The 19473-nt window shown below is 31.9% G+C and carries 29 protein-coding genes; 4 read left to right on the forward strand and 25 right to left on the reverse strand.

The features are described 5' to 3' along the window. Positions 1 to 109: 109 nt before the first annotated feature. Positions 110 to 1432: an IS3 family transposase gene (locus KEC93_RS25395; protein WP_077870076.1), complete on the forward strand. Its 1323-nt coding sequence runs from the start codon at positions 110 to 112 to the stop codon at positions 1430 to 1432. 34 nt (positions 1433 to 1466) lie between these two features. Here the strand turns inward: KEC93_RS25395 and KEC93_RS25400 are convergent, their stop codons facing one another. The 22 genes from KEC93_RS25400 to KEC93_RS25505 all read right to left on the reverse strand — a co-directional run bounded on the left by KEC93_RS25400 (position 1467) and on the right by KEC93_RS25505 (position 15031). Further along, positions 1467 to 2264, reverse strand: a complete 798-nt coding sequence (locus KEC93_RS25400) for a phage portal protein (RefSeq protein ID WP_077869385.1) — start codon at positions 2262 to 2264, stop codon at positions 1467 to 1469. Between the two features lie 59 nt (positions 2265 to 2323). Further along, positions 2324 to 2554, reverse strand: a complete 231-nt coding sequence (locus KEC93_RS25405; protein WP_077869353.1) for a hypothetical protein — start codon at positions 2552 to 2554, stop codon at positions 2324 to 2326. Between the two features lie 8 nt (positions 2555 to 2562). Continuing rightward, positions 2563 to 4281: a terminase large subunit gene (locus KEC93_RS25410; RefSeq protein WP_077869354.1), complete on the reverse strand. Its 1719-nt coding sequence runs from the start codon at positions 4279 to 4281 to the stop codon at positions 2563 to 2565. Further along, positions 4278 to 4622, reverse strand: a complete 345-nt coding sequence (locus tag KEC93_RS25415) for a P27 family phage terminase small subunit (RefSeq protein WP_077869355.1) — start codon at positions 4620 to 4622, stop codon at positions 4278 to 4280. The genes KEC93_RS25410 and KEC93_RS25415 overlap by 4 nt, the downstream gene beginning before the upstream one ends. A 248-nt stretch (positions 4623 to 4870) precedes the next feature. Continuing rightward, a complete protein-coding gene (locus KEC93_RS25420) occupies positions 4871 to 5578 on the reverse strand; it encodes a hypothetical protein (RefSeq protein WP_077869356.1) in 708 nt (235 codons plus the stop codon). Between the two features lie 64 nt (positions 5579 to 5642). Then, on the reverse strand, positions 5643 to 5933 hold the full coding sequence (locus KEC93_RS25425) for an HNH endonuclease (protein WP_077869357.1): 291 nt from the start codon (positions 5931 to 5933) through the stop codon (positions 5643 to 5645). 439 nt (positions 5934 to 6372) lie between these two features. Then, a complete protein-coding gene (locus KEC93_RS25430) occupies positions 6373 to 6855 on the reverse strand; it encodes a DUF722 domain-containing protein (protein WP_077869358.1) in 483 nt (160 codons plus the stop codon). Between the two features lie 317 nt (positions 6856 to 7172). After that, positions 7173 to 9839: a CHC2 zinc finger domain-containing protein gene (locus KEC93_RS25435; RefSeq protein ID WP_077869359.1), complete on the reverse strand. Its 2667-nt coding sequence runs from the start codon at positions 9837 to 9839 to the stop codon at positions 7173 to 7175. Continuing rightward, positions 9836 to 10090, reverse strand: a complete 255-nt coding sequence (locus KEC93_RS25440) for a hypothetical protein (RefSeq protein WP_077869360.1) — start codon at positions 10088 to 10090, stop codon at positions 9836 to 9838. Before KEC93_RS25440 ends, KEC93_RS25435 begins: the two co-directional genes overlap by 4 nt. Next, a complete protein-coding gene (locus KEC93_RS25445) occupies positions 10074 to 10361 on the reverse strand; it encodes a nucleoside triphosphate pyrophosphohydrolase family protein (protein WP_077869361.1) in 288 nt (95 codons plus the stop codon). Before KEC93_RS25445 ends, KEC93_RS25440 begins: the two co-directional genes overlap by 17 nt. A gap of 14 nt (positions 10362 to 10375) precedes the next feature. Then, positions 10376 to 10561 carry a hypothetical protein gene (locus tag KEC93_RS25450; protein WP_077869362.1) on the reverse strand — a complete coding sequence of 62 codons (186 nt, stop codon included), beginning with the start codon at positions 10559 to 10561 and terminating at the stop codon, positions 10376 to 10378. Positions 10562 to 10566: 5 nt separating this feature from the next. After that, complete coding sequence (locus KEC93_RS25455) at positions 10567 to 10830, reverse strand: hypothetical protein (protein ID WP_077869363.1); 264 nt, start codon at positions 10828 to 10830, stop codon at positions 10567 to 10569. Between the two features lie 25 nt (positions 10831 to 10855). Next, positions 10856 to 11248 (reverse strand): single-stranded DNA-binding protein, encoded by a 393-nt coding sequence (locus KEC93_RS25460; protein WP_077869364.1) that lies wholly within the window; start codon positions 11246 to 11248, stop codon positions 10856 to 10858. Then, positions 11241 to 11879, reverse strand: a complete 639-nt coding sequence (locus KEC93_RS25465) for an ERF family protein (protein WP_244999361.1) — start codon at positions 11877 to 11879, stop codon at positions 11241 to 11243. Before KEC93_RS25465 ends, KEC93_RS25460 begins: the two co-directional genes overlap by 8 nt. After that, entirely contained in the window at positions 11867 to 12022 is a 156-nt protein-coding gene (locus KEC93_RS25470; protein WP_172462767.1) for a hypothetical protein, read from the reverse strand. The genes KEC93_RS25465 and KEC93_RS25470 overlap by 13 nt, the downstream gene beginning before the upstream one ends. 70 nt (positions 12023 to 12092) lie before the next feature. Beyond that, positions 12093 to 12356 (reverse strand): hypothetical protein, encoded by a 264-nt coding sequence (locus KEC93_RS25475; protein WP_077869366.1) that lies wholly within the window; start codon positions 12354 to 12356, stop codon positions 12093 to 12095. Further along, a complete protein-coding gene (locus tag KEC93_RS25480; RefSeq protein ID WP_077869367.1) occupies positions 12346 to 12663 on the reverse strand; it encodes a VRR-NUC domain-containing protein in 318 nt (105 codons plus the stop codon). Before KEC93_RS25480 ends, KEC93_RS25475 begins: the two co-directional genes overlap by 11 nt. Then, on the reverse strand, positions 12656 to 12919 hold the full coding sequence (locus tag KEC93_RS25485) for a hypothetical protein (RefSeq protein WP_077869368.1): 264 nt from the start codon (positions 12917 to 12919) through the stop codon (positions 12656 to 12658). Before KEC93_RS25485 ends, KEC93_RS25480 begins: the two co-directional genes overlap by 8 nt. 2 nt (positions 12920 to 12921) lie before the next feature. Next, positions 12922 to 13131 carry a helix-turn-helix domain-containing protein gene (locus KEC93_RS25490; protein WP_077869369.1) on the reverse strand — a complete coding sequence of 70 codons (210 nt, stop codon included), beginning with the start codon at positions 13129 to 13131 and terminating at the stop codon, positions 12922 to 12924. 42 nt (positions 13132 to 13173) lie between these two features. After that, entirely contained in the window at positions 13174 to 13350 is a 177-nt protein-coding gene (locus KEC93_RS25495; RefSeq protein WP_077869370.1) for a helix-turn-helix domain-containing protein, read from the reverse strand. Continuing rightward, positions 13351 to 14595: an SNF2-related protein gene (locus tag KEC93_RS25500; RefSeq protein WP_077869371.1), complete on the reverse strand. Its 1245-nt coding sequence runs from the start codon at positions 14593 to 14595 to the stop codon at positions 13351 to 13353. Between the two features lie 217 nt (positions 14596 to 14812). Next, positions 14813 to 15031, reverse strand: a complete 219-nt coding sequence (locus KEC93_RS25505) for a hypothetical protein (protein ID WP_077869373.1) — start codon at positions 15029 to 15031, stop codon at positions 14813 to 14815. 454 nt (positions 15032 to 15485) lie between these two features. Here KEC93_RS25505 and KEC93_RS25510 point away from each other — a divergent pair, with 454 nt between their 5' ends. The 3 genes from KEC93_RS25510 to KEC93_RS25520 all read left to right on the forward strand — a co-directional run bounded on the left by KEC93_RS25510 (position 15486) and on the right by KEC93_RS25520 (position 16869). Further along, positions 15486 to 15863, forward strand: coding sequence for a helix-turn-helix domain-containing protein (locus KEC93_RS25510; protein WP_207717930.1), 378 nt, complete (start codon positions 15486 to 15488; stop codon positions 15861 to 15863). A 201-nt stretch (positions 15864 to 16064) separates the two neighbouring features. Continuing rightward, entirely contained in the window at positions 16065 to 16436 is a 372-nt protein-coding gene (locus KEC93_RS25515) for a helix-turn-helix domain-containing protein (protein ID WP_172462768.1), read from the forward strand. A 4-nt stretch (positions 16437 to 16440) separates the two neighbouring features. After that, positions 16441 to 16869, forward strand: coding sequence for a hypothetical protein (locus tag KEC93_RS25520; protein ID WP_077869376.1), 429 nt, complete (start codon positions 16441 to 16443; stop codon positions 16867 to 16869). 90 nt (positions 16870 to 16959) lie between these two features. Here KEC93_RS25520 and KEC93_RS25525 read toward each other — a convergent pair whose 3' ends face one another. The 3 genes from KEC93_RS25525 to KEC93_RS25535 all read right to left on the reverse strand — a co-directional run bounded on the left by KEC93_RS25525 (position 16960) and on the right by KEC93_RS25535 (position 19473). Then, entirely contained in the window at positions 16960 to 17973 is a 1014-nt protein-coding gene (locus tag KEC93_RS25525) for a hypothetical protein (protein WP_077869377.1), read from the reverse strand. Between the two features lie 108 nt (positions 17974 to 18081). Next, positions 18082 to 18468: a hypothetical protein gene (locus KEC93_RS25530; protein ID WP_077869378.1), complete on the reverse strand. Its 387-nt coding sequence runs from the start codon at positions 18466 to 18468 to the stop codon at positions 18082 to 18084. 267 nt (positions 18469 to 18735) lie between these two features. Beyond that, positions 18736 to 19473 (reverse strand): helix-turn-helix domain-containing protein, encoded by a 738-nt coding sequence (locus KEC93_RS25535; RefSeq protein WP_077869379.1) that lies wholly within the window; start codon positions 19471 to 19473, stop codon positions 18736 to 18738.

A 19473-nucleotide genomic window follows, 5' to 3' on the forward strand; every position in this document is an offset into this window, starting at 1 on the left:
CCGAATTAAAATGGAACCTATGAAATAGACACTAAAAAAAGACTATTTCAATAGGTTCTTTTTTTGTACAATAAAAGATAAGAAGAAATATAGTAAGGTTGTGAAAAGAATGAGTAAAAAATTATTTTCAGATGAAGAAATTAAAAGTTTATCAAAAAATAGATATGTTAAATCTGTAAGTAAACGTGGAATTACATATACAGATGAATTTAAAATATTGTTTATCGCTGAGCGTAGCAAGGGAAAACTACCTATTCATATTTTTCAAGATGCTGAATTTGATATAGATGTTATTGGAAATAATAGAATTTGGTGTGCAAGTAAAAGATGGCGTAATGCTTATAATGAATCAGGAGAGCTTGGTCTAAGAGATTCTAGAAAATTAAACAGTGGTCGTCCACTTAAACGTGAACTAACCGTTGAAGAAATAATAGCCAAAAAGGATGCAGAAATTGCTTATTGGAAAGCTGAGGCAGAACTATTAAAAAAAATCGAGCTGCAAGAAAGGCAGGTGAAAAATAGTAAACTAAGTGCATCATCAATCTTTGTAATAATACAACATATAATTTTGACATATAACTATAAAAATATGGTTTCACATTTATGCGAAGTAGCTTTAGTATCTAGATCAGGCTATTATAATTATTTAAAATCAACAGGCAAACGTAATCGTAGAGAAGAAAAGGATTTAGAATTGAAGGATATCATTCTTAAAGCATTTAATCATAGGGGCTACAAGAAAGGTTCTCGTTCTATAAAAATGGTGTTAGAGAATGAATTTAATCTTATAATAAATCGAAAATGTATACAACGAATCATGAGAAAATATAATATTGAGTGCCCAATTAGAAAAGCTAACCCTTATCGTAGAATGATGAAAGCTACTCATGAGCATACTGTTGTACCTAATATTTTAAATAGAGAATTCAAGCAAGATTTGGTCGGAAAAGTTTTATTAACAGATATAACTTATTTAACATATGGAGCATCCAATAGGGCTTATTTGTCAACTATTAAAGATGCTTCAACAAATGAAATTCTTTCATATCAGCTTTCCAATAGCCTTACATTAGATATAGCTACCGAAACTATTAAAAAGTTGATGAAAAATCACAAAAATTTACTAAATAAAGATGCCTTTATTCATTCGGATCAAGGAGTTCATTATACTAGTCCTAGATTTCAAAAACTTCTTAAAAAATATAAAATTGGTCAGTCTATGTCTAGGCGCGGAAATTGTTGGGATAATGCCCCGCAGGAATCATTTTTTGGTCATATGAAAGATGAAATTGACTTAAAAAGTTGTTCAACATTTGAAGAATTAGAAGCTTCAATTGATAACTATATGGAGTATTATAATAATTATAGATATCAGTGGGGACTTAAAAAGCTGGCTCCTGTACAATACAGAAACCAGCTCATAGCTGCCTAGCCTTTTTCAAAATGTCCTTGACATAGGAACCATTTTAGAAAATACCCGCCACCGTTTTTTTATCTAATTGAATTGCATCATTTAAGGCCAGATCATTTAAGCTCAATGGCTTTACTTGATCTATCTTTACCAAGTCAGCTGGAATAACCCAAGGTTTCCCGCCCCCTGTTTCATCAATATATTTGTTTAATATTGCATCCCTTCCCGCTTCGCTTGCTAGTTCTTCTGTCATTGCATCAACTGCAATTATTAGTGATGGTTTCCACTTATCACTCATAAAAGAATTTTTAGTCTTTGCAGCTTGTTTCAAGTTCATAACAATATCTTTTAATACAACCTTGTACCCCTGGCCCAAATATGGCCTTTCTGGATCTGGATTTACAATGAAATGCAATACTTCATCATAATCGTAAGTGTTAGATCCATAACGCACCTGATAGGCTGCTGGTGTATCTTGGAATGAAACACCTGAAGGCTTCAAGGGAATCAATTCAGATATTAGACCGTTATCCACTTTTGGATATACAACACTATTTCCATTGCCCGCCAATAGCATTGAATGAACAATGTTGTAAACCCATGTTTTTCGTGTCATTAATGAATAAGGGCTTATATCAATCTTTCTGGATAAAGCATTTTTTACCCTTATATCCCCATTATCTGTATTTTGCATTAAATGAATTGTCATACTAGAAATAAGATCCGCGATCTTGTGGGCAGCCATTCGGACCTCTGGATTGTCTGACAACCTTGTATAGCCTGGAACGCTCAAAGATTCTGAATCATTAGATAAAAACCAGCTTATCGCATCCCCTTCGGATCTCCTATTCATTTTCTTTTTATTACTTTTTGCCAATCTCTCACCACCTTTCAAGCAAAATAAAAAAAGTCCTAATTACAAGACTTTTCCTGAATCACGCGTGATATATATTTTTTAATTTCTTCAAGCTCCATTTCTTTATCTGCCCCTATGAAAATACTACATTCTATTAGATTATTAAGAGTAAATTTAACCTTATACCCCTCGAAACGAAAAACAGAATATACACTTTCTGTATCAATACCATTGGTCAAAGTTTCCTCATTACAAATAACTTCTATATTTAATAATCTTATGTTCATTAATACTCCTAACCTTTCAACCAAGTTGAAGCGGAATTTGATTTTTCAATATCTTCTAATTTTCTGACACAAGCGAAAACCGCTGCATCAAAAACATCAATTCGCTGCTCTGGCATAACTTTTTCATACTGGATCATATCATCTGTTTTTTCGATTGCTCTTACATTTTGTAAACAATACTCAAATGGATCGGCATGAAGGTAATATAATTTTCCTTCCTTTGCCTTTGCTTCGATCCTTCTAAATCCTTCAGACTTTTTATAAAAATACTGCGGCTGATCTATGATATTAAAACCAGCTTTTTTCATCCCAACAAAATACTCTCTACAAAACTTTCTATCATGGCCAACTTGTTTTATCTTAAATCCCATCTTTCGCATTTTTACAAACCAATTTACAATATCAGCATAATTAACAACTGGATTATTGCACATATCCAGCCAGCCATCATCCTTCCAGCCAAAAAGTGGTATTCCATCTTCATCCGCTTTTTTGTGAGCTGCAACGATTGGGAACCAGGCGTGGGGAATAATAATATCAATGCCCTGGTATTCTCCATATAAAGCGGTGGCAGTTAAATCATGCAACTTGGATAAATCGGCCCCGCCATACCAAGTAATAGGTAGCTTTGCAAGTTGTTTTAAGGTCCATTCATACTTATTGTCCGAATTTCTAAACTCATCTAAATTGAAATAAGCTTTCATGGCACTTGTATAAATGTTCATTGACTTCGCCAGAAAATCTTTTCGCTGCTGCGGATCATTTTGAGCTTGCAACGCATCATTTAAAATATCATCTGGCCTGATGCTTACCCCATATGCTGGGTTTGCTTTTTCATGCTGGATCGGATTAGTATAATCAACCTCGCCTGTTTCGTCTTCATCCGCTTTACAAATGAAAATAAAGTATGCTTCATCCTTTACAGTTCCATCAAGTACCTTTTTGCAATACATTAACCGCTGGTAACAAAAAGAATTCATATTGTCACCAGCGGTCGTTATGCCTATCATTAACTTATTTGTATATGCCTTCATAGCTTCCTTTATGATGTTGTATTGCTTCGGTGTTTTATATGCGTGTATTTCATCCGCAATGGCAATATTACAATTCAAACTATCCTGACGATCTGGGTTTGCTGCAAGTGCTTGAATAAAAATGCCGCCATCCCCAAGATCCCCTTGTATTGAATGTTCCTGATTATTGTCAATAACTCTGAAGTTTTGCTTTTCTCCCATAGCTTCAAGATTAAAATTAATAAAATTGAAACTTTCAAGGGATTGTTTCAAAGCTGCTGCGGTAATATATACCTTACTTCCACTTTTTCGCTCTAGTAGGCCCAAGGCCCACGCCAACGCCGCTGCAAATGAAGTCTTAATATTCTTTCTAGGTATAAAAATAAACGCTTCTTTGAAGCGCCTTATCTTAGTACCTTTATGGTAAAAACCTAATAAGTTATACACCTGGAATTTATGAAATGGTTCTAATAAAAATGGTGTGCCCCTTAAAGGCGTTCCATCTAGTTTCTCACCTTGTGCATGAACAAAGGTTTTTTCTATTATTCCGATTACAAATTCAGCATCCTTTGGATTAAATTCATAAGCTGGATTTTTTAAATCATTTAAAAATCTGTTACAAGCTTGTATTTGTTCTTTACAAGCTATCTTTCTTTTTTCAACAATACTGTTGGCATATTCCATTACTAAATTATAGTTTGTATATTGGATCATTGTAGCTCCTGGAGTACCGCTGCAAGTTTTGACTTTTGATTTCCTTCAGGTGTAACAGATCCCAAGGCTTTTGGATTTAAACAAAGTCTATCAGAATATGCAAGAATATCTTTTCTTAGTGATTCAAGCGTTGCCACAATTGCAGACTTTTTGGTCCCGCCAGCTGCGGTTTCTGTTTCATATTGATAGCCGCTATCTTCAAATTCCTTTAATGCAACTTCATATTGAATATTAAGATCAACATATATGCCTATAAGGCTGCTATATTGCTTTTTGTATACTCCTAAAACTTTCATATCTTCCACCACTTGGGCCATCATTTCTGCTTTATTTTCTGGCATCCTCTCACCTCCTAAAAAAAGTTTTTGGGTAGTCGATCTATTGGAAAAGGTTATCTCCCTCGGTTCCTTATCGGTTAACTATTTTATCTCAAAGGTGGGGGAACAGCTTTTTAACTATTGTAATATTGTATTACAATTATATAAATTAGCATAAATAAAAAGAAGATGCTTCTTAATACTAGATTCATCTTCCTAAATTATCATATTATATTTTCTTGCTCTAATTACTTATTTATTCCTTATTGAAATTAATTAAATTTTGCAATAAATTCATCAAATTCATCTTGCGATATATTAGTTCCGTTTAATTTATATGACTCACCTAAACCATTATTATGGCAGTCCCAAGAATCTACCTTTATGCATTTATTATTTTCTAATTTATATCCTGCACCCCATATGTTTCCTTGAGTTTGTGCATTTATTATAAATTCTTTTCTATCACTATTATATCCAACATACCATCCATGACCAAACGGTATATGTTCTACTTGAATATTCCCGTCTTTATATGTAAATATTGATATTGTTAAACTTCCCATAGAATTTCCATGTGTTATAATCATTTCAAAAGTTCCATCTTGATCTATATCTATAACATTATTAAATAATGTAAGAGGATTATCGCATTGAATATTATACTTTCTCATTAATTGTTTACTTTGTAAAATCTCCGCATAACTTTTAAGTTCTACTCCACCATTACTCCAAACACCCTTATTATTTAGATAATAGCCATCAACAATTTTATCATGATCCATATATCCTTCAGAGTTAAAATAGTACCAACCTCCATCAATTTCCTTCCAACCTTTACAATATGAACTACCTTCAGCATACCACCAACCTGTAGAATCCTGTCTCCATTCTGCACTTGCACCTATTGGATTTAATGCTAATATTGACGCTACTATTAATGTACTAGCCATTACTTTTGTTAATTTTAATTTTTTCACTACATATCCCCCCATTATTGTTTTTACATTATTATAACATCATTACTATATTTTATAAATTATATTATTTATGCCTATTGATCCTAACTACCCAATCTTCCCCTGACTTTGTCAATTGATTGTTCGTTCTATCATGCATTTTATCATGACATTTGTTACATAAACTAATAAGGTTATCACTATTTAATTTTAGATCTGGCCTTTGATCCAAAGGAATTACGTGGTGTACTGTAGCCGCTGCGACACTCCTACCATACCTTAAACATTCTTTGCACCGATATTCGTCACGCTTCAATATCCTTGATCTCTTGGCTATCCACTTAGGATCTTTATAAAACTTATTTACTTGCTTCATTCTATCCTCATTAGTTACTTAATGGCTATATGAATACTACTTAACCAATTGATGCTGCTGCATAAAGTTAGTTGATGATACCTTATCATTTTGTTTATATATTGTGCCTCAATATATTTTTGTTAAGATCTAACTTTAAATAGTTTTATCAATTGTTCTTTCTATTCTTTTTCATAGTCCTCTTATCATTTGTTTAGATTCAGCAATTGTGATAACCCAACATAAACATCTAAGGCTTAATGTAAACCGTAAACCAAAAAATTTATTAACTCTATATCTGAAAGGAGGTGCATAATAAATGAAAATAAAAATATGCAAACCTTAGATGCTTATGTTGAGCTATCTTCCAAGCTCATTGCCTTTTGCTATAATACAATAATAACATCATTTCCTCATGGAAAACTGTTGGCTTATTGGTGAATTATTGGCGAAAAACTGTTTAAATATTGGTGAAAAACTGGTGTGAAATTGATTCATTGGGATATATGTAAGCTGCTAAATGATTTATTATTTTATTCTTAGCTTTGCAGCAATTATCTTTATCCATGCCCAAACTCATTCCAATCTCTATCCATGTCTTTTTCCTTCCCTTTTGAAAGTATCTTAATTCAACTATCTTTAATTCTTCTTCCTTCAATGATTCAATCCCATTGTTTATGAGCTGCTGCAATATAATAAGATCTTGCTTTGATTGCTTCAGCCTTTTTAATTCTTCGCTTATATGTTCATCCCTTCGGATCACTTCATTTTCAACTGATGAATTAAAAGCGTTGGTAGGTCCTGTCTTTTCTTCATATGATACCCCAGCAACTGCAACATCATTACTTAATCTTTCTATATAAATATCTATGCTTTTGATTCTTAGATCTATATTCTTATATTCATACAAGGCTCTTTCCGTTTTCTTAAATAGGTGATCCATTATTTTATTACTCCTTTGTTTATCAGGTTACAAATTCACTTTTTAAAACTGTAACCGCTGGATTTAAGTTATATCAATGCTTTAAGCTATATTCGCTCTGATGGGTTACACAAAAATATATATACACTCTACTTTTATAAAAATAAGCTTATTTACTATATTTCCTTATAATATATATATTATTTTTTCTGTAACTTCTGTAACTTATATATATATATAGTGCTTAATGCAAGTAATAGCCTTATTCTTTGCGGTTACAAGTTGGGTTACACACTTAAAAATTTGTGTAACCTTGCTTATTTTTTGCAACCTTTTATTTATAGCCAGCTGCCAATATCATCCACGTTTTTTGGCTCGTTAGGCACTAGCGTTAATTTTGCCCTTTCCTGACTTTCAGTACCTTCAAAAGAATCAACGTTAGGAATAACCAATAAACCTAATTCAGTTAATTTCTTTATACTATATCTGTCCATTCTTAGTGATTTCTTTTGGATCTTAAAAGTTTTATTATATGCTGGCTCTTTTTGGCCTTCCTCATAGTCTTTCAATTCTTCAGGATCTTGAACAATATAACCTGACAGTCTGGCTTGTTTCTTAAAGTCATTTACTTTAATTGGTGTTATGTCCACCGCATTTGAGTTGTTCGCATACTCCATAACCTTTGCAACAAGTTCTGTTGTATACATATATAAGAACTCCCCTTCATGCCTTATCATTCCCTCAATATATGGGACTTTTCCAAGGCCCGCCATTTCATCAAATAGTGATAACATCTGTTCTACTATTGAATAGGCATCATCTTTATTCCCTAATACTTCGGCTTTGATTAATTCTGTGATCTGGTCCACATAATCAATAATAGGATCAATACCATTTTTAATTAAAACCTTATTAAATATCTCAATTCCAACTGATATATTACAAGCGGTGCTTTGCGGCCTGTCCTTTAGGTCTGTGAACTTGGCTGCTGCGACTTGCTGCATTTGTTCATATTCTTCGCTTGATAGGTCCAAAATTGCTGCTATAATTGATCTGCCTAGAGAATTTAATTCCTTTTCGTGGTCCATTAAATATCTAATAGCTTCGGTATTTTCATTTGTTCTGGCTGCCTTTGAAACATAGACTATACATGATCTAGTTACAAGGGCCTTTTCAGCGTTTGGGTATGATTCTTCACCAGCCATTATTATTGGCCTTTGATACTCATATTTATAAAGCTTTTGCAGCTTGTTTCCCTTTTCTCTTACCCCACGATCATAAAGATCTCTTAGGGTTTGGGATATTTCATTTAATTTGTTCTTATTCATCATTGATGGTTTAAATTCATCATACAAGGCTGGATAATTGCCAGTGCATAGATCTTTTAGCATTGCAAAACTTGAACTTCCCATAGTTTTTTTGTTATCTTCTGGATAATTCAAAATAGGTGCTATAACTTTTTCAAGAATTGTACTTTTTCCAGACCCAGACTCCCCAACGATTAATAAGTGATGCAGCTTTCGCCCTGTCTTAATATTCTGATATACTGCTAAATTATTAACTATTGTGCCCAAAATGGCTGCTGCTTTATCAAAAGATAAATACCCAAGTAAGGCATCTTTCAGGCCCTTCAAACTATCTGCCTTTATAGGCTCAATATCCATTATGTTAATTTTGCTATCCTCTGCATATATAGAAACATCTATTTTATTATCTTTTTTCATTGCTCCCACTCCTGTCACAAATGATAATTCATCTTTTAACTCAATAAACCTATCACCTGAATATATTTCTTCTGTATCAACTAAATAATTGTTATTAATCCAAGCTTTATAATCATTCAATATGGCCATGCTGCCATAAAAAGTTAGATCCATACTGCCCATGAAATTCTTAAAGGACCTTACATCATCAAAAACGGTGCTAAAGCCACTCTTTTCGATTGTCTTACCATTTGCACTCCTGAAGGTGATCTTCACCCCTTCGGCATCATCTTCAACATAATGAAGGATCTTTCCATCTATAACCTTAAAATTACTTACTGGAATTTTCTTTACTTCCTCATTTTTAATTATGTTTATGTATGTTTTGCCAAACTCACAATAAAAATCATATTTATTATTGAGGTTTGATGCCCTGTGAAATGCTGCAAATAGATCTTCTAGGTTGTGGCCCACTTCGATCCAATCGGTAACATCTTTGTTATTGCCCAAAGCTCTAAGATCTGACAATTTAATCATTTTAAAACTATCGCTGATCTCCTGAAACTCAATTCTTATTTTTTCAACATAAATTTCACCAGCCTGGCCAGTATCACCAATAACATAAACTGCTTTGATCCTTTGCTCTTTGATTTTTGAAAGATCCTTGCACCCTTTTATTGATGTGGCTACATAATTTTTTCTTCTAAGCAATTTATTAATTGTATTTGCATCCTTTTCGCCTTCAACAAATATTATTGTTTTTCCATTCTTAATGCCTTGTAGTACATTGTAAAGGTTGTAAGGAACATCAATTATCCCATCCCTATTATTAATTATCTTATCGCCCATAAATCTATAATACGAACTTGCTTTTTTACCATCTGGTTTTAAGAATTTAGCCTTATAATAAATAATTTCATTTTGTTCGTTAACAAATTCAAATACGCCTAAAAGTTTATACCCTAGTTTATATTCACTATTTTTAATATCCCAATCAATTCGGCTTAGTATTTTATCAAAGCGTAGCTCTATTTCAGTTTTTTCGCCTTGTATTCCTAAAAGTTCCCTCGCTGTTTTATAATCAACATTTCTATAATTTTGCATGAAGTCGATCGCATCCCCTGAAGCTCCACAAGCAAAACATTTATATCTATACTTATTTTTATCAGGGAAGAATTTAACCGATAATGAAGGCGTATGATCTGAATGAAAAGGGCAGTTTATATAACCTTGCCTATTAAACCTATTACCTAATTCAGTTTCAATTGTTTCATGTAAATTAATATCACTTATTTCTTTCATTCCCTCACCTCGTTAAATTCATTTATCTTTTGTTCGTAACTCAATTCCTCACCAGATAAAAATTCTATAAAGAATATTATTCCGCTTAATTGCCTGGTAACATCATTGAAAAGATCCAGATATTTTATACACTCGCTGACACTATTAGTCTTGAAAAATACTTCAGCTTTTTTGTTCCTTTCTAATAGCTCATTATATTTGACCTTCAGGGAATACAGATCTTTTTCACTGTATTTAATACCTGAATCCATCTTTATCTATTTGCCTTTTCAACCTTTCAATCTTCGCTTCAATAAACCCATCTATAGTGGCTTGGCTGTAGATCAATCGCAACTCGGCAACCCTTATTTCAAGTTCTGCAATTCCTTCTTCTATATTGTGCGGTTCGCCAGAAACATCTTTCAAAAGTGCTTCACTTAATCCCGCTGCTGCTTGTGCTGCTCTTATCTTTTGTGTTGCTTGTCCGAATCTACAAATAGCTTTTATTAATAGATCTTTATTCATTTGTATCTCACTGTACATCTTGAACCTCCCGCCTATTCCCATTTAGTAATTTTAAAATTTATTAATGCTGCTAAAGCTATAGCAATAATTATGGTATATATATTGATTGGTATTTTATAGTCCAATAAGCTCCATATAATATCCCTTATGGCTTTCATGGTCCAGAACAAACCTATATCAATTAAAAATTCTAGTATAATCATTTGTATCAACTTCATTGCTACTACTCCGCTATTGTTAATAAAAGATCGTTACTTGCGATATGTTTGATTATTTTGCATTCTTCGGTTGCTTCTAAATGAATACATAACCCATATGGGGTTGGGAAGTTATCTTCATAATCTTCTACCCTGTTATTAGTTAAATCAACGCCCCTGAAGTAAATATCATCATTTACAACAAGCCAAACCGCTCCATTGGCCATCATTAAAATATCTCCCCTATCTATATTGTGAAAATCTATTTCGGCATTTACATCAATAATCATTTGTTATCTTCTCCTTTATAATCAATTAAAATGGCATATCTCCGTTGTCAACTGGTGTTATGTCTGCGTTAAGTTTTGTATTTTCATTGCTGCTGCTATTCTTATTTTCTAAGAACTCAACCCCATTAACTGGATCTGCCACAACTTCGGTTATATATTTTTTTATCCCTTGGGGATCGTCATATGATCTGGTGACAATCTTCCCAGCTATACCAACCTTAGAACCTTTTCTGGTGTAGTTCGCTACACTTTCAGCACTTTTGCCCCAAACCACTATAGGTATGTAATAGACTTTTGCATTTTCTCCATAACCATCATTAACCGCTATATTAAAGGTAGCTTTTGCTGTCTGTTTCTCTCCCACATGACTTAAATTAGCATCATTAGTTAATCTTCCTATAAGTATAGATTTATTCACCCTTTTTCCCTCCGCTCTTTTCTTGCTGGATCTTATCTTTCTTTTCATTTAACATCTTCATGCAATACGCCAGATCTCTATTCTCGATCTCCTTTATTTCCTTTACCTTGGCCCAGGCGCAAAAGTTCATTTTATCTGTATTCGTTTCCTTTATTAAGTTTTCAATTACTTTTACATGAACGTTACTAATTGGATCGCGCGCCCCTTCTTCTTCCCCTTCGGTTTCGGTTGTATCATTTTCCGCAATTTCAAAGGCATTCATATATAAATATCTTTTCGCATATGTCAAAGCTCCACCTATGTTTTGAATTGCATTGCATCCTTTTAATTCTGATATAGCAACTGGCATATCAAAGCTTATGAATTTTTCTATATCTTCGCAATCATATATTAAAAGTGTTGCAACATCTTTAGTCATATTGAAAACCGGATTAACACCATGCTTATTGCATAGCTTTGCAACATCTGGTAAAAAGTCTTTTAGTTCAAAATAATCATATTTAGAATATGTATTTCTTCCAGTTTTCCTCAACTCTACCCCTTGCAAATCTGCCCTCACCTTTTGCAGCTTTGCAACTACATTTAGCTTGTTTTTTTCTTCTGCCATCTGCTTTCTTCCTACTTTCTCCATTCAAAAGATACGCATACCATAAAGTCATTATCTTTGAATTTTATATTTTCTTTTTCTTCAATATCTTTCATTAAAATTGATTTTTTCTGGCATTCTCCATTGTTATTAAAGCTGCATTCACTAGCTTTGCAATAAACAATCAATTTTTCATCCCCTTTAAATTCCTATTTGTTTGATCTGTTTAGTTATATATAAGGGCATAACAAAAGCTGCTTAAAGGCCCATATCATTAAAGAAAATTTTCATTAATCTTTCAGTATCTTTAAGAAATATCCTCATTGTTTTGTCAGTTTCTTCACACGCCATGGCAAATTTTAAACCGTCTTCTATTATTTCCAATGTCCCTTGGAATTCTGCAACTCTTAACTCATATTTCAATTTATCTCTTTCATTATTTGCTTCTAATTCCAATATGGTAAATTCCTTAATATCTGCTTTGATTTCTTCTATTCTTTCTTTTAATAATTCAATCATCATTGTTTTTTATCTCCTTTATAAATGCCTTTATATCTTCCTTAAAGGCTTCAAAATCTTTAGGATATAATATATATCCATATCCTTTGGCTGCTTTTATTAACTCAATGGTCCTTATTTGCAGCGGTGATGGTGTTCCACCTTCTTTTTTTAATTCGATCCCAATGAAATGGCCTGAAATACACCCTACAATATCAGGAATTCCACTTTTTGAATAAGCGCCCGCCCAATGTTTGAAATACCAAACTTCAGGAGCTAAACAATCCAGAAATTTTTTAACTTTCTTTTCAAACTCTTTTTCACTAGGCATGGTTATACTGCTGCTTTACTTCTGATAATGTTCTTCTTTGTATTCTCTCAATGGCTTTCATATGCTTCGCTATCTGTTCCGCTTGGTGCTGGATCTTATATTCTTTTAAAGCTTCTCTTGACCTTCCTACCCAAATATTTTGCTTATATTCTTTTACTTCTTCACCTATTTTGCTTTTGTCTATGCTTTTCATTTCATTCGCTGGCTTGATTATATATTCATTTTTCCCTGATTCGTACACCATTACGTACCCCATAATTAAATACCCCTTTTCTCTAATAATTCATTTGTTAAGATGTATTCAACTTTTATATTGAATATTTTATCTATAACTTTCATGCTTGGCATTGTCTGGCCGCTTTCATACCTTTGTATGGTTCTAGTGCTTTTATTAAGTCTCATTGCCAGATCTTCCTGGGTTAACCCTTGCTTACCTCTATACACTTTGATAGCGTTTCCAATGTTCATATATACTCCCCCTATATTCACCGCCCTTCATGCTGGCTCTTGTTAAATTTCAATATCTAATATATTACGTAAGGCTTTTAATACCTCATCATTCGGCTTTCTATTGTTATTTTCATATCTACATATTGCACTATCACTCAAATTCACCCTTTGCCCAAGTTCTCTTTGTGACAAAGACTCTTTTTCTCTTGCGGATCTTATTTTTTCTCCTAGTGTCATTTATATTTCCCCCTCAAAAAGCTTGTCTGTATAATCCTTTCTTTGTTTGAGCGTTTCAAAAATATCTTCTTCAATACTCTTTTCAGTAATTAGATAATAATAAAAGCATGATCTTTGCTGCCCCATGCGGTGGGTACGCTTTTTACTTTGTTCAAAAAGTTCGCTGCTAAGTGTTAAGCTAAAATAAATGATCTTATTTGCCTTTTGCAAATTAAGGCCCATTGCTCCCGCCTGGTATTGGATCAATGTTATTGTATTATCATGCTGCTCGTAGTTCTTCAGATCTCTTTGCCCTCCATTTACAATAGAAATAGGCTTCTTTAATTTCTTGCAGATCTCTTGGAGCTTCTGGCATTCATATTTAAAATTGTAGAATATAATCATTCGATCCTCTGTTGATTCCAAAAGCTCTGTGACCTTCTCATATTTGTTTTTGTTATACATTGCTGCAAGCTGGCGCAAATATAACAACCTTGTAAGTGAAGTGTCACCAACTAACTCATTTTCTTCGATTTCAATTAAACGATCTTTTTTAAATTTTTTATACTGCGGAATGTTTTTTATTTTAATCTCATATGGGATCACTTCAGGCAGTTCAATAACTTCTTCTGTTTTCATAAAAACCGCACCATACTGCCGCAACATCTGCTTCAAATCGTCTATATTTTTATACCCTGTTACTTTTTTCTTTTTAAACCCTCCTAGATTCATCAAAAAGAATTTAATATACTTGTCCCAATATGCTTCTTTTGTGATCTTCCAGCCTAACAATTTGATCTGGCTGAAAAGTTCCTCATACTTTCCCCCTGTAGGTGTTCCAGATAGCAATATTATGTTTTTAGCCTTCATCTTCAAGATAAATTTAGTTCGATTGCTGCTTTCGTTTTTGATATAGCTGCTTTCATCTAGGATCAAAGTGAATCCTTTTAGTTTTTTAAATTCATCCCTTCGCCAGATCAAATCATAATTTATAATTATTACTGTGTTCGGCTGGATCTCTTGCAGCTGCTTTTTATATATGATCGTTTTATATTTTGGATAAAATTCATTGAAATGATCTTCCCAATCCTCCAATTTTGATTTCTGGCATACCACTAAAATAATGTTTGTTTCCAATTCTTCAGCTTTTTCAGTAGCAACAAAGGTTTTGCCAAGGCCCATATCTAAATAATAGGCGGCTTTATTCATGCCCCTTGTCATTTCTAAGGCTTTTAACTGATGTGGAAATAATTTTATTTTAGCCATTTACTTTTATATCCCCTTGCCTTTAGTTTATGGTATCTAGTGCATATGGCGGTTTCTGTTTTCTCTAGTGCGTAACTTAGCATTTTTAGGCCATCATATTTATAAAAATACATCAAATAATCATCATCCTCTTTGGTCCATGGCTGGTCCTGTCTTGCGTGAAAATCTGGATTGTATTCCATGCGGCCGCGTTTATTATATTTGATCTCATGGGCCATTAGAATTCAAAACCCAAACTTCTCAAATACCATACTCTCCCATATACTGTAGATTCCTTTTTTTCAAGTGCATAACTCATCATTATGAGTCCATCAATTTTATAATATTCCATTAAATATAGATCTTCTTCCCATGTCCATTTTTCATGCTGCTTGCCGTGGAACTCTGGGTTGTATTCCATTTGACCCTTTTTGTTATACTTTATCGATGCTTCCATTTTTTTTACTTTCTTGATTGTCCAATTTTTCAATTTTAATTTTATTAGTCTTTAAGTTCAATATAAATTTAATTTTCATAATTACCTCTCATATTTGATCTTTTCTGTTAGTGGAATGCCATGACATTAGTATACGTGACATTATTATACTGCTCAACGTCTGAATCTTGCTAAAAATTATAGTTTAGCTTAACAACACTTTGATTTACTCTTTTTACTTCTGTAAATGGAAGTAAAATTCAAAATTATTTTCCGTATACAGAAAAACTTCTTCTTCTATTTACTTCTTTTTACACTATACTTTTCCTTTTAACCCTTTGTTATATCTGAGCTATCGGATTTTATATATAAATACATCTTGAATCACATATTATATATGTTATACTATTGTTAACGGAAGTATGAGACCAAAAGAATATTACCATTACAAATTATCAACTAGGGGGATATAAGATTGAGTGATATTAGTATAATAGGTGAAAATATAAAAAAAATTAGAGTTTTAAAAAATCTTTCTGCTTATGAGTTAGCTAAACGCGCTAACGTTGGTGGTGCAACTATAAGTGAAATAGAAAGTGGTAAAAGAAAAACATTAAAAGGAGATACCTTAGAAAAAATTGCTGCTGCTCTTGGTGTTACTGCCAATGATCTAATGGGCAATACTGAAACAGTAAGTTTTGAAACAGATAACCTTATGGATATAATTAACATAATTGATTATATTGAAAATCCGATATTGGACGATAGACAAATTACTAAAGACGAAAAGAAAATCTTAATGTCAGCAATTGCAATGGGTATAAGTACAATTAGATATAATAGACTTAAATAAAAGTGGTAGCGAGTTCTTACCACTTTTTTTTATTAGATTTATGGCTCAATTGTAACATGTAGCTTTAAAAAAAAATACAGTATTATCGTAAAATACTTTATGTAATTTATTACTATATATTAATATATTACCTTAAAGTATTTTCATATAAAGTGTTATTTTTTAGATATACTATAACTAATGACAAAAAGGAGAATAAACATGGAAAGCAAATGGATAGATGCTGGTAACAGGTTAAGAGCAATAAGAAAAGAAACCAATTTGTCGGTTTTCAAAGTAGCAAAGAAAGTACATATAAGCGGAAATTATTTATCAATGCTTGAACGAGGTATAAACTGCCCTTCGGATGCTGTTTTATTTAACTTAGCTGAATTCTATAATGTCGATCCTTCTGAATTGTTCAAACTTTATGATAAAGTCACCCCTCCAACAAACCAACAATTAAAAAATATGCCCTCTTTAAAAGGTTTAATTACACAACTTTCCATTGATCCTAAATTAACACCTGAAGAAAAGGACAAATTCGCCGCACAATTATATGAGATTGCAAACAAATTATTTCATAAGGAGTGATTACATGGAAAAATGGTTTCTAGACTTCGAAGAATGGCTTGGCGGTAAATATGGATTTTCATTTGTAGTACATTTTGAAGATATTATTTTATTTGCTGCTGGTGTATTCTTGGGTATGCTTATTATGTCTGTACTTTCAGGGCGGGTTGTTTTTAAACTTCAAAAAGTTAGCAATCTTGGATCTAACAAAATTAAATTAGTTAAATTTAAACATGAAGGTACAAAGCAATATATTGCAGATCCGCAAACAGTGGGAGAATCAGTGGAAACACTACTTCTTGTCATATTCCGCCCCCTTTTCCAATCAAACGATTATACCTATAGGGATGAAAAAAGGACAAAATATTTTTTAATTTTTCTTACTATAATAGGGATCTTATTATTCGCTTTGGCTCTTACTTGTATCACTACTGTTGTACATGATGGAAAATAAAAATGAGCTTCATCATAAATTCTACTCTTATAATGCAACTCATTTTATACGGATATTGGTTTACCTAATAAATTATTAAAACATAAAAGATCAACTTATTTTGAAACTATTAATAACAAAATCTGTATCTCCAAATATCATGCTTATCTTCTTGGAATCAAAATCATAGTAATAAATTGCATTTGACATTATAGGTGTACTACCCTCCAACTCTTGAATTATTTTAGATTTTGGAGTAGTTCCTAAGAAATAAAATCCATTTTCACTTAATAAGAATTTTGGATATTTAACCGAACTAATATTAATATCTTGAAATTTATCATTAGGTTGTATAAGTATTTGTTCTGAATTATCATTCAAATCTAATAAATAGATTTTATTTGTAGGCATATTATTTTCTATTGTTGTTGCATCAAATATAATTTTATCACCTTGGTTGTTAACAGATATATTATTTATAGATTTGTCTGTTGAATATAACAATTGTTTGTTTTTTCCCTCTTCATCATATTTAAATATTTTATGAGTTGGTATTTGTCCACTTTCCATTTCATTAATCGAACGTTCAATTGTGTATATTTTATGATTATATTTATCCCAATAAAAATTAAATATATATACATCATCATCTTTATTATTCCATAATTCTGTTGTACTGTCCTTTAGTGAATATACTCCAAGCGTATAACTTTTGCGATTTTTAGTAGGTGTTCTGAAAATTATTTTGTTATCACTTACATCAAATATATCACCACTGTAGTTAGCGTTTAATACACTAGTTGCCTTTTTTGATTCATTTGACAACTCAGCCTTATATATATCATATTTTTTATCACCAAGTTCTGAATAATATATTGTATTATTTATTTCATCTATATTAAAATCAGAATAATTTTTATTCTCCCTAAAGAAAACATTTTTAACTGACTTATTATATGTATTGTATATACTATAGGTTGTCTTATAATCGTAAGTACTCATAATATATATATTATCCTTACCATTAACCACAACATTAGTTCTATTATAATGTCTTACTGTTATTAATAACACTAATGATAGTAATATCACTACTCCACAACCGAACAACAATTTTCTTTTCATGCCACTTCTCCTATTTATTATATAAATTATGATTTTTAATTTATATAATATTGAAATAAGCCAGACAATATTAACTGCCGACTTATTTCAATATTATTAACTCTTTCTTTAATTATGGTAATATCTTCCTTGAAAATGTCCAAGACTAGAAGGATGTCCAAATTTAGCCCATCCACTATAAGTTAAATCTAAAACAACACCTGATGGAAAATTGCCAACATCATATTTGAAAAAGTGATATGATTTTCTGTTTGTGTCATCATTTACATATATTTCCGTACCAGCTGGCGGGTTGTCCACATATTGTTTAGTTGCACAATCACTGCTGGTTAATGTTTTCCCATCATACCCTACTTTTCCCTCGCCATTGTACCGTGAAATTAATCCACTAGCAGAATAATATTCTGCCTGCGCTGGTGCAGGTATAAATAAACAACCTAGCAATGCTACACTTAATGTACTAAATGCAATTTTTTTAATTTTTTTTACTATCATAAACATTCCTCCTAATAATTGGTATATAATATACATTTTACATATTTTTCCTTCCGTATCTCTATATTTTTTAATAAATATCCAATTATTTTTTAGTTTATAATACATATGAGCAATATTGTCACTTTCCTTAATAATATTAAAATCGTTATTTATTATCCATATATTCCATTTATTGAATTGTAATGCCCTTGTTTACAGGCTTTTAACTTTATGTTACAATCAACTTGCGAGATCGGTGGTAACTAAAGTTGCTGCCTTTTGTTTTTATTTCATATACTCATATAAGTTTTTTGATTCTTCCAATCCTAACAAAGCTTTTTCTAATGAATCATAATCATACTCCCTAGGCTCAAAATTATTGAATTGTGGAACTGCCCAGTCCTTTTTATACGGGTTTTTGAATTCAACTTTTATTTTCTTCTCATTCTTTATGGCCCATCTTGTATACTTGAATTCATCATTGATATTATTTTGGCTCTTCATGTGGTCAAACGCTTTTATAATTTTTGCAGCATCATTTCCACTATCTTTTAATAACTCTTTAGATTGCTTTTTGTTAAATCCTGTATAATTAGCAATTTGAATTACTTTTTTATCCTCTGAATCTTCCAGAATAACTTCATCTACGTGTATTTGATTTTCAAGGGGTTTTTTACCGTTGCTATCAACTGGTAATTCTTTCGGTTCTTCTGTTGGTTTCTCTTGTTTCTTTGTTCCTTCGCCAACGTAGAATAAATATTTATGTATAAAATATAAATTTTTATTCCCTCTACCTTTTTTGATAGTGATATACTTTTTTTCTTCCAATGCCTTTAAAGTATCTGAAACAGTTGCTTTTCTATTAGTTGATAATGTAATCATTAAATGCTCATAGTTCGGATAAGAATATCCATCTTTATGACTATGATATAATATTAAGCTACTTAGTAGGATCTTTTCACTTGGTTTTAGATTGATATCATTATTTATATTTAGCATTGTCTTTAGTAAATCTTTAATCAC

Origin of the sequence: Clostridium beijerinckii (genome assembly GCF_018223745.1) — a bacterium.
Classification (GTDB): domain Bacteria; phylum Bacillota; class Clostridia; order Clostridiales; family Clostridiaceae; genus Clostridium; species Clostridium beijerinckii.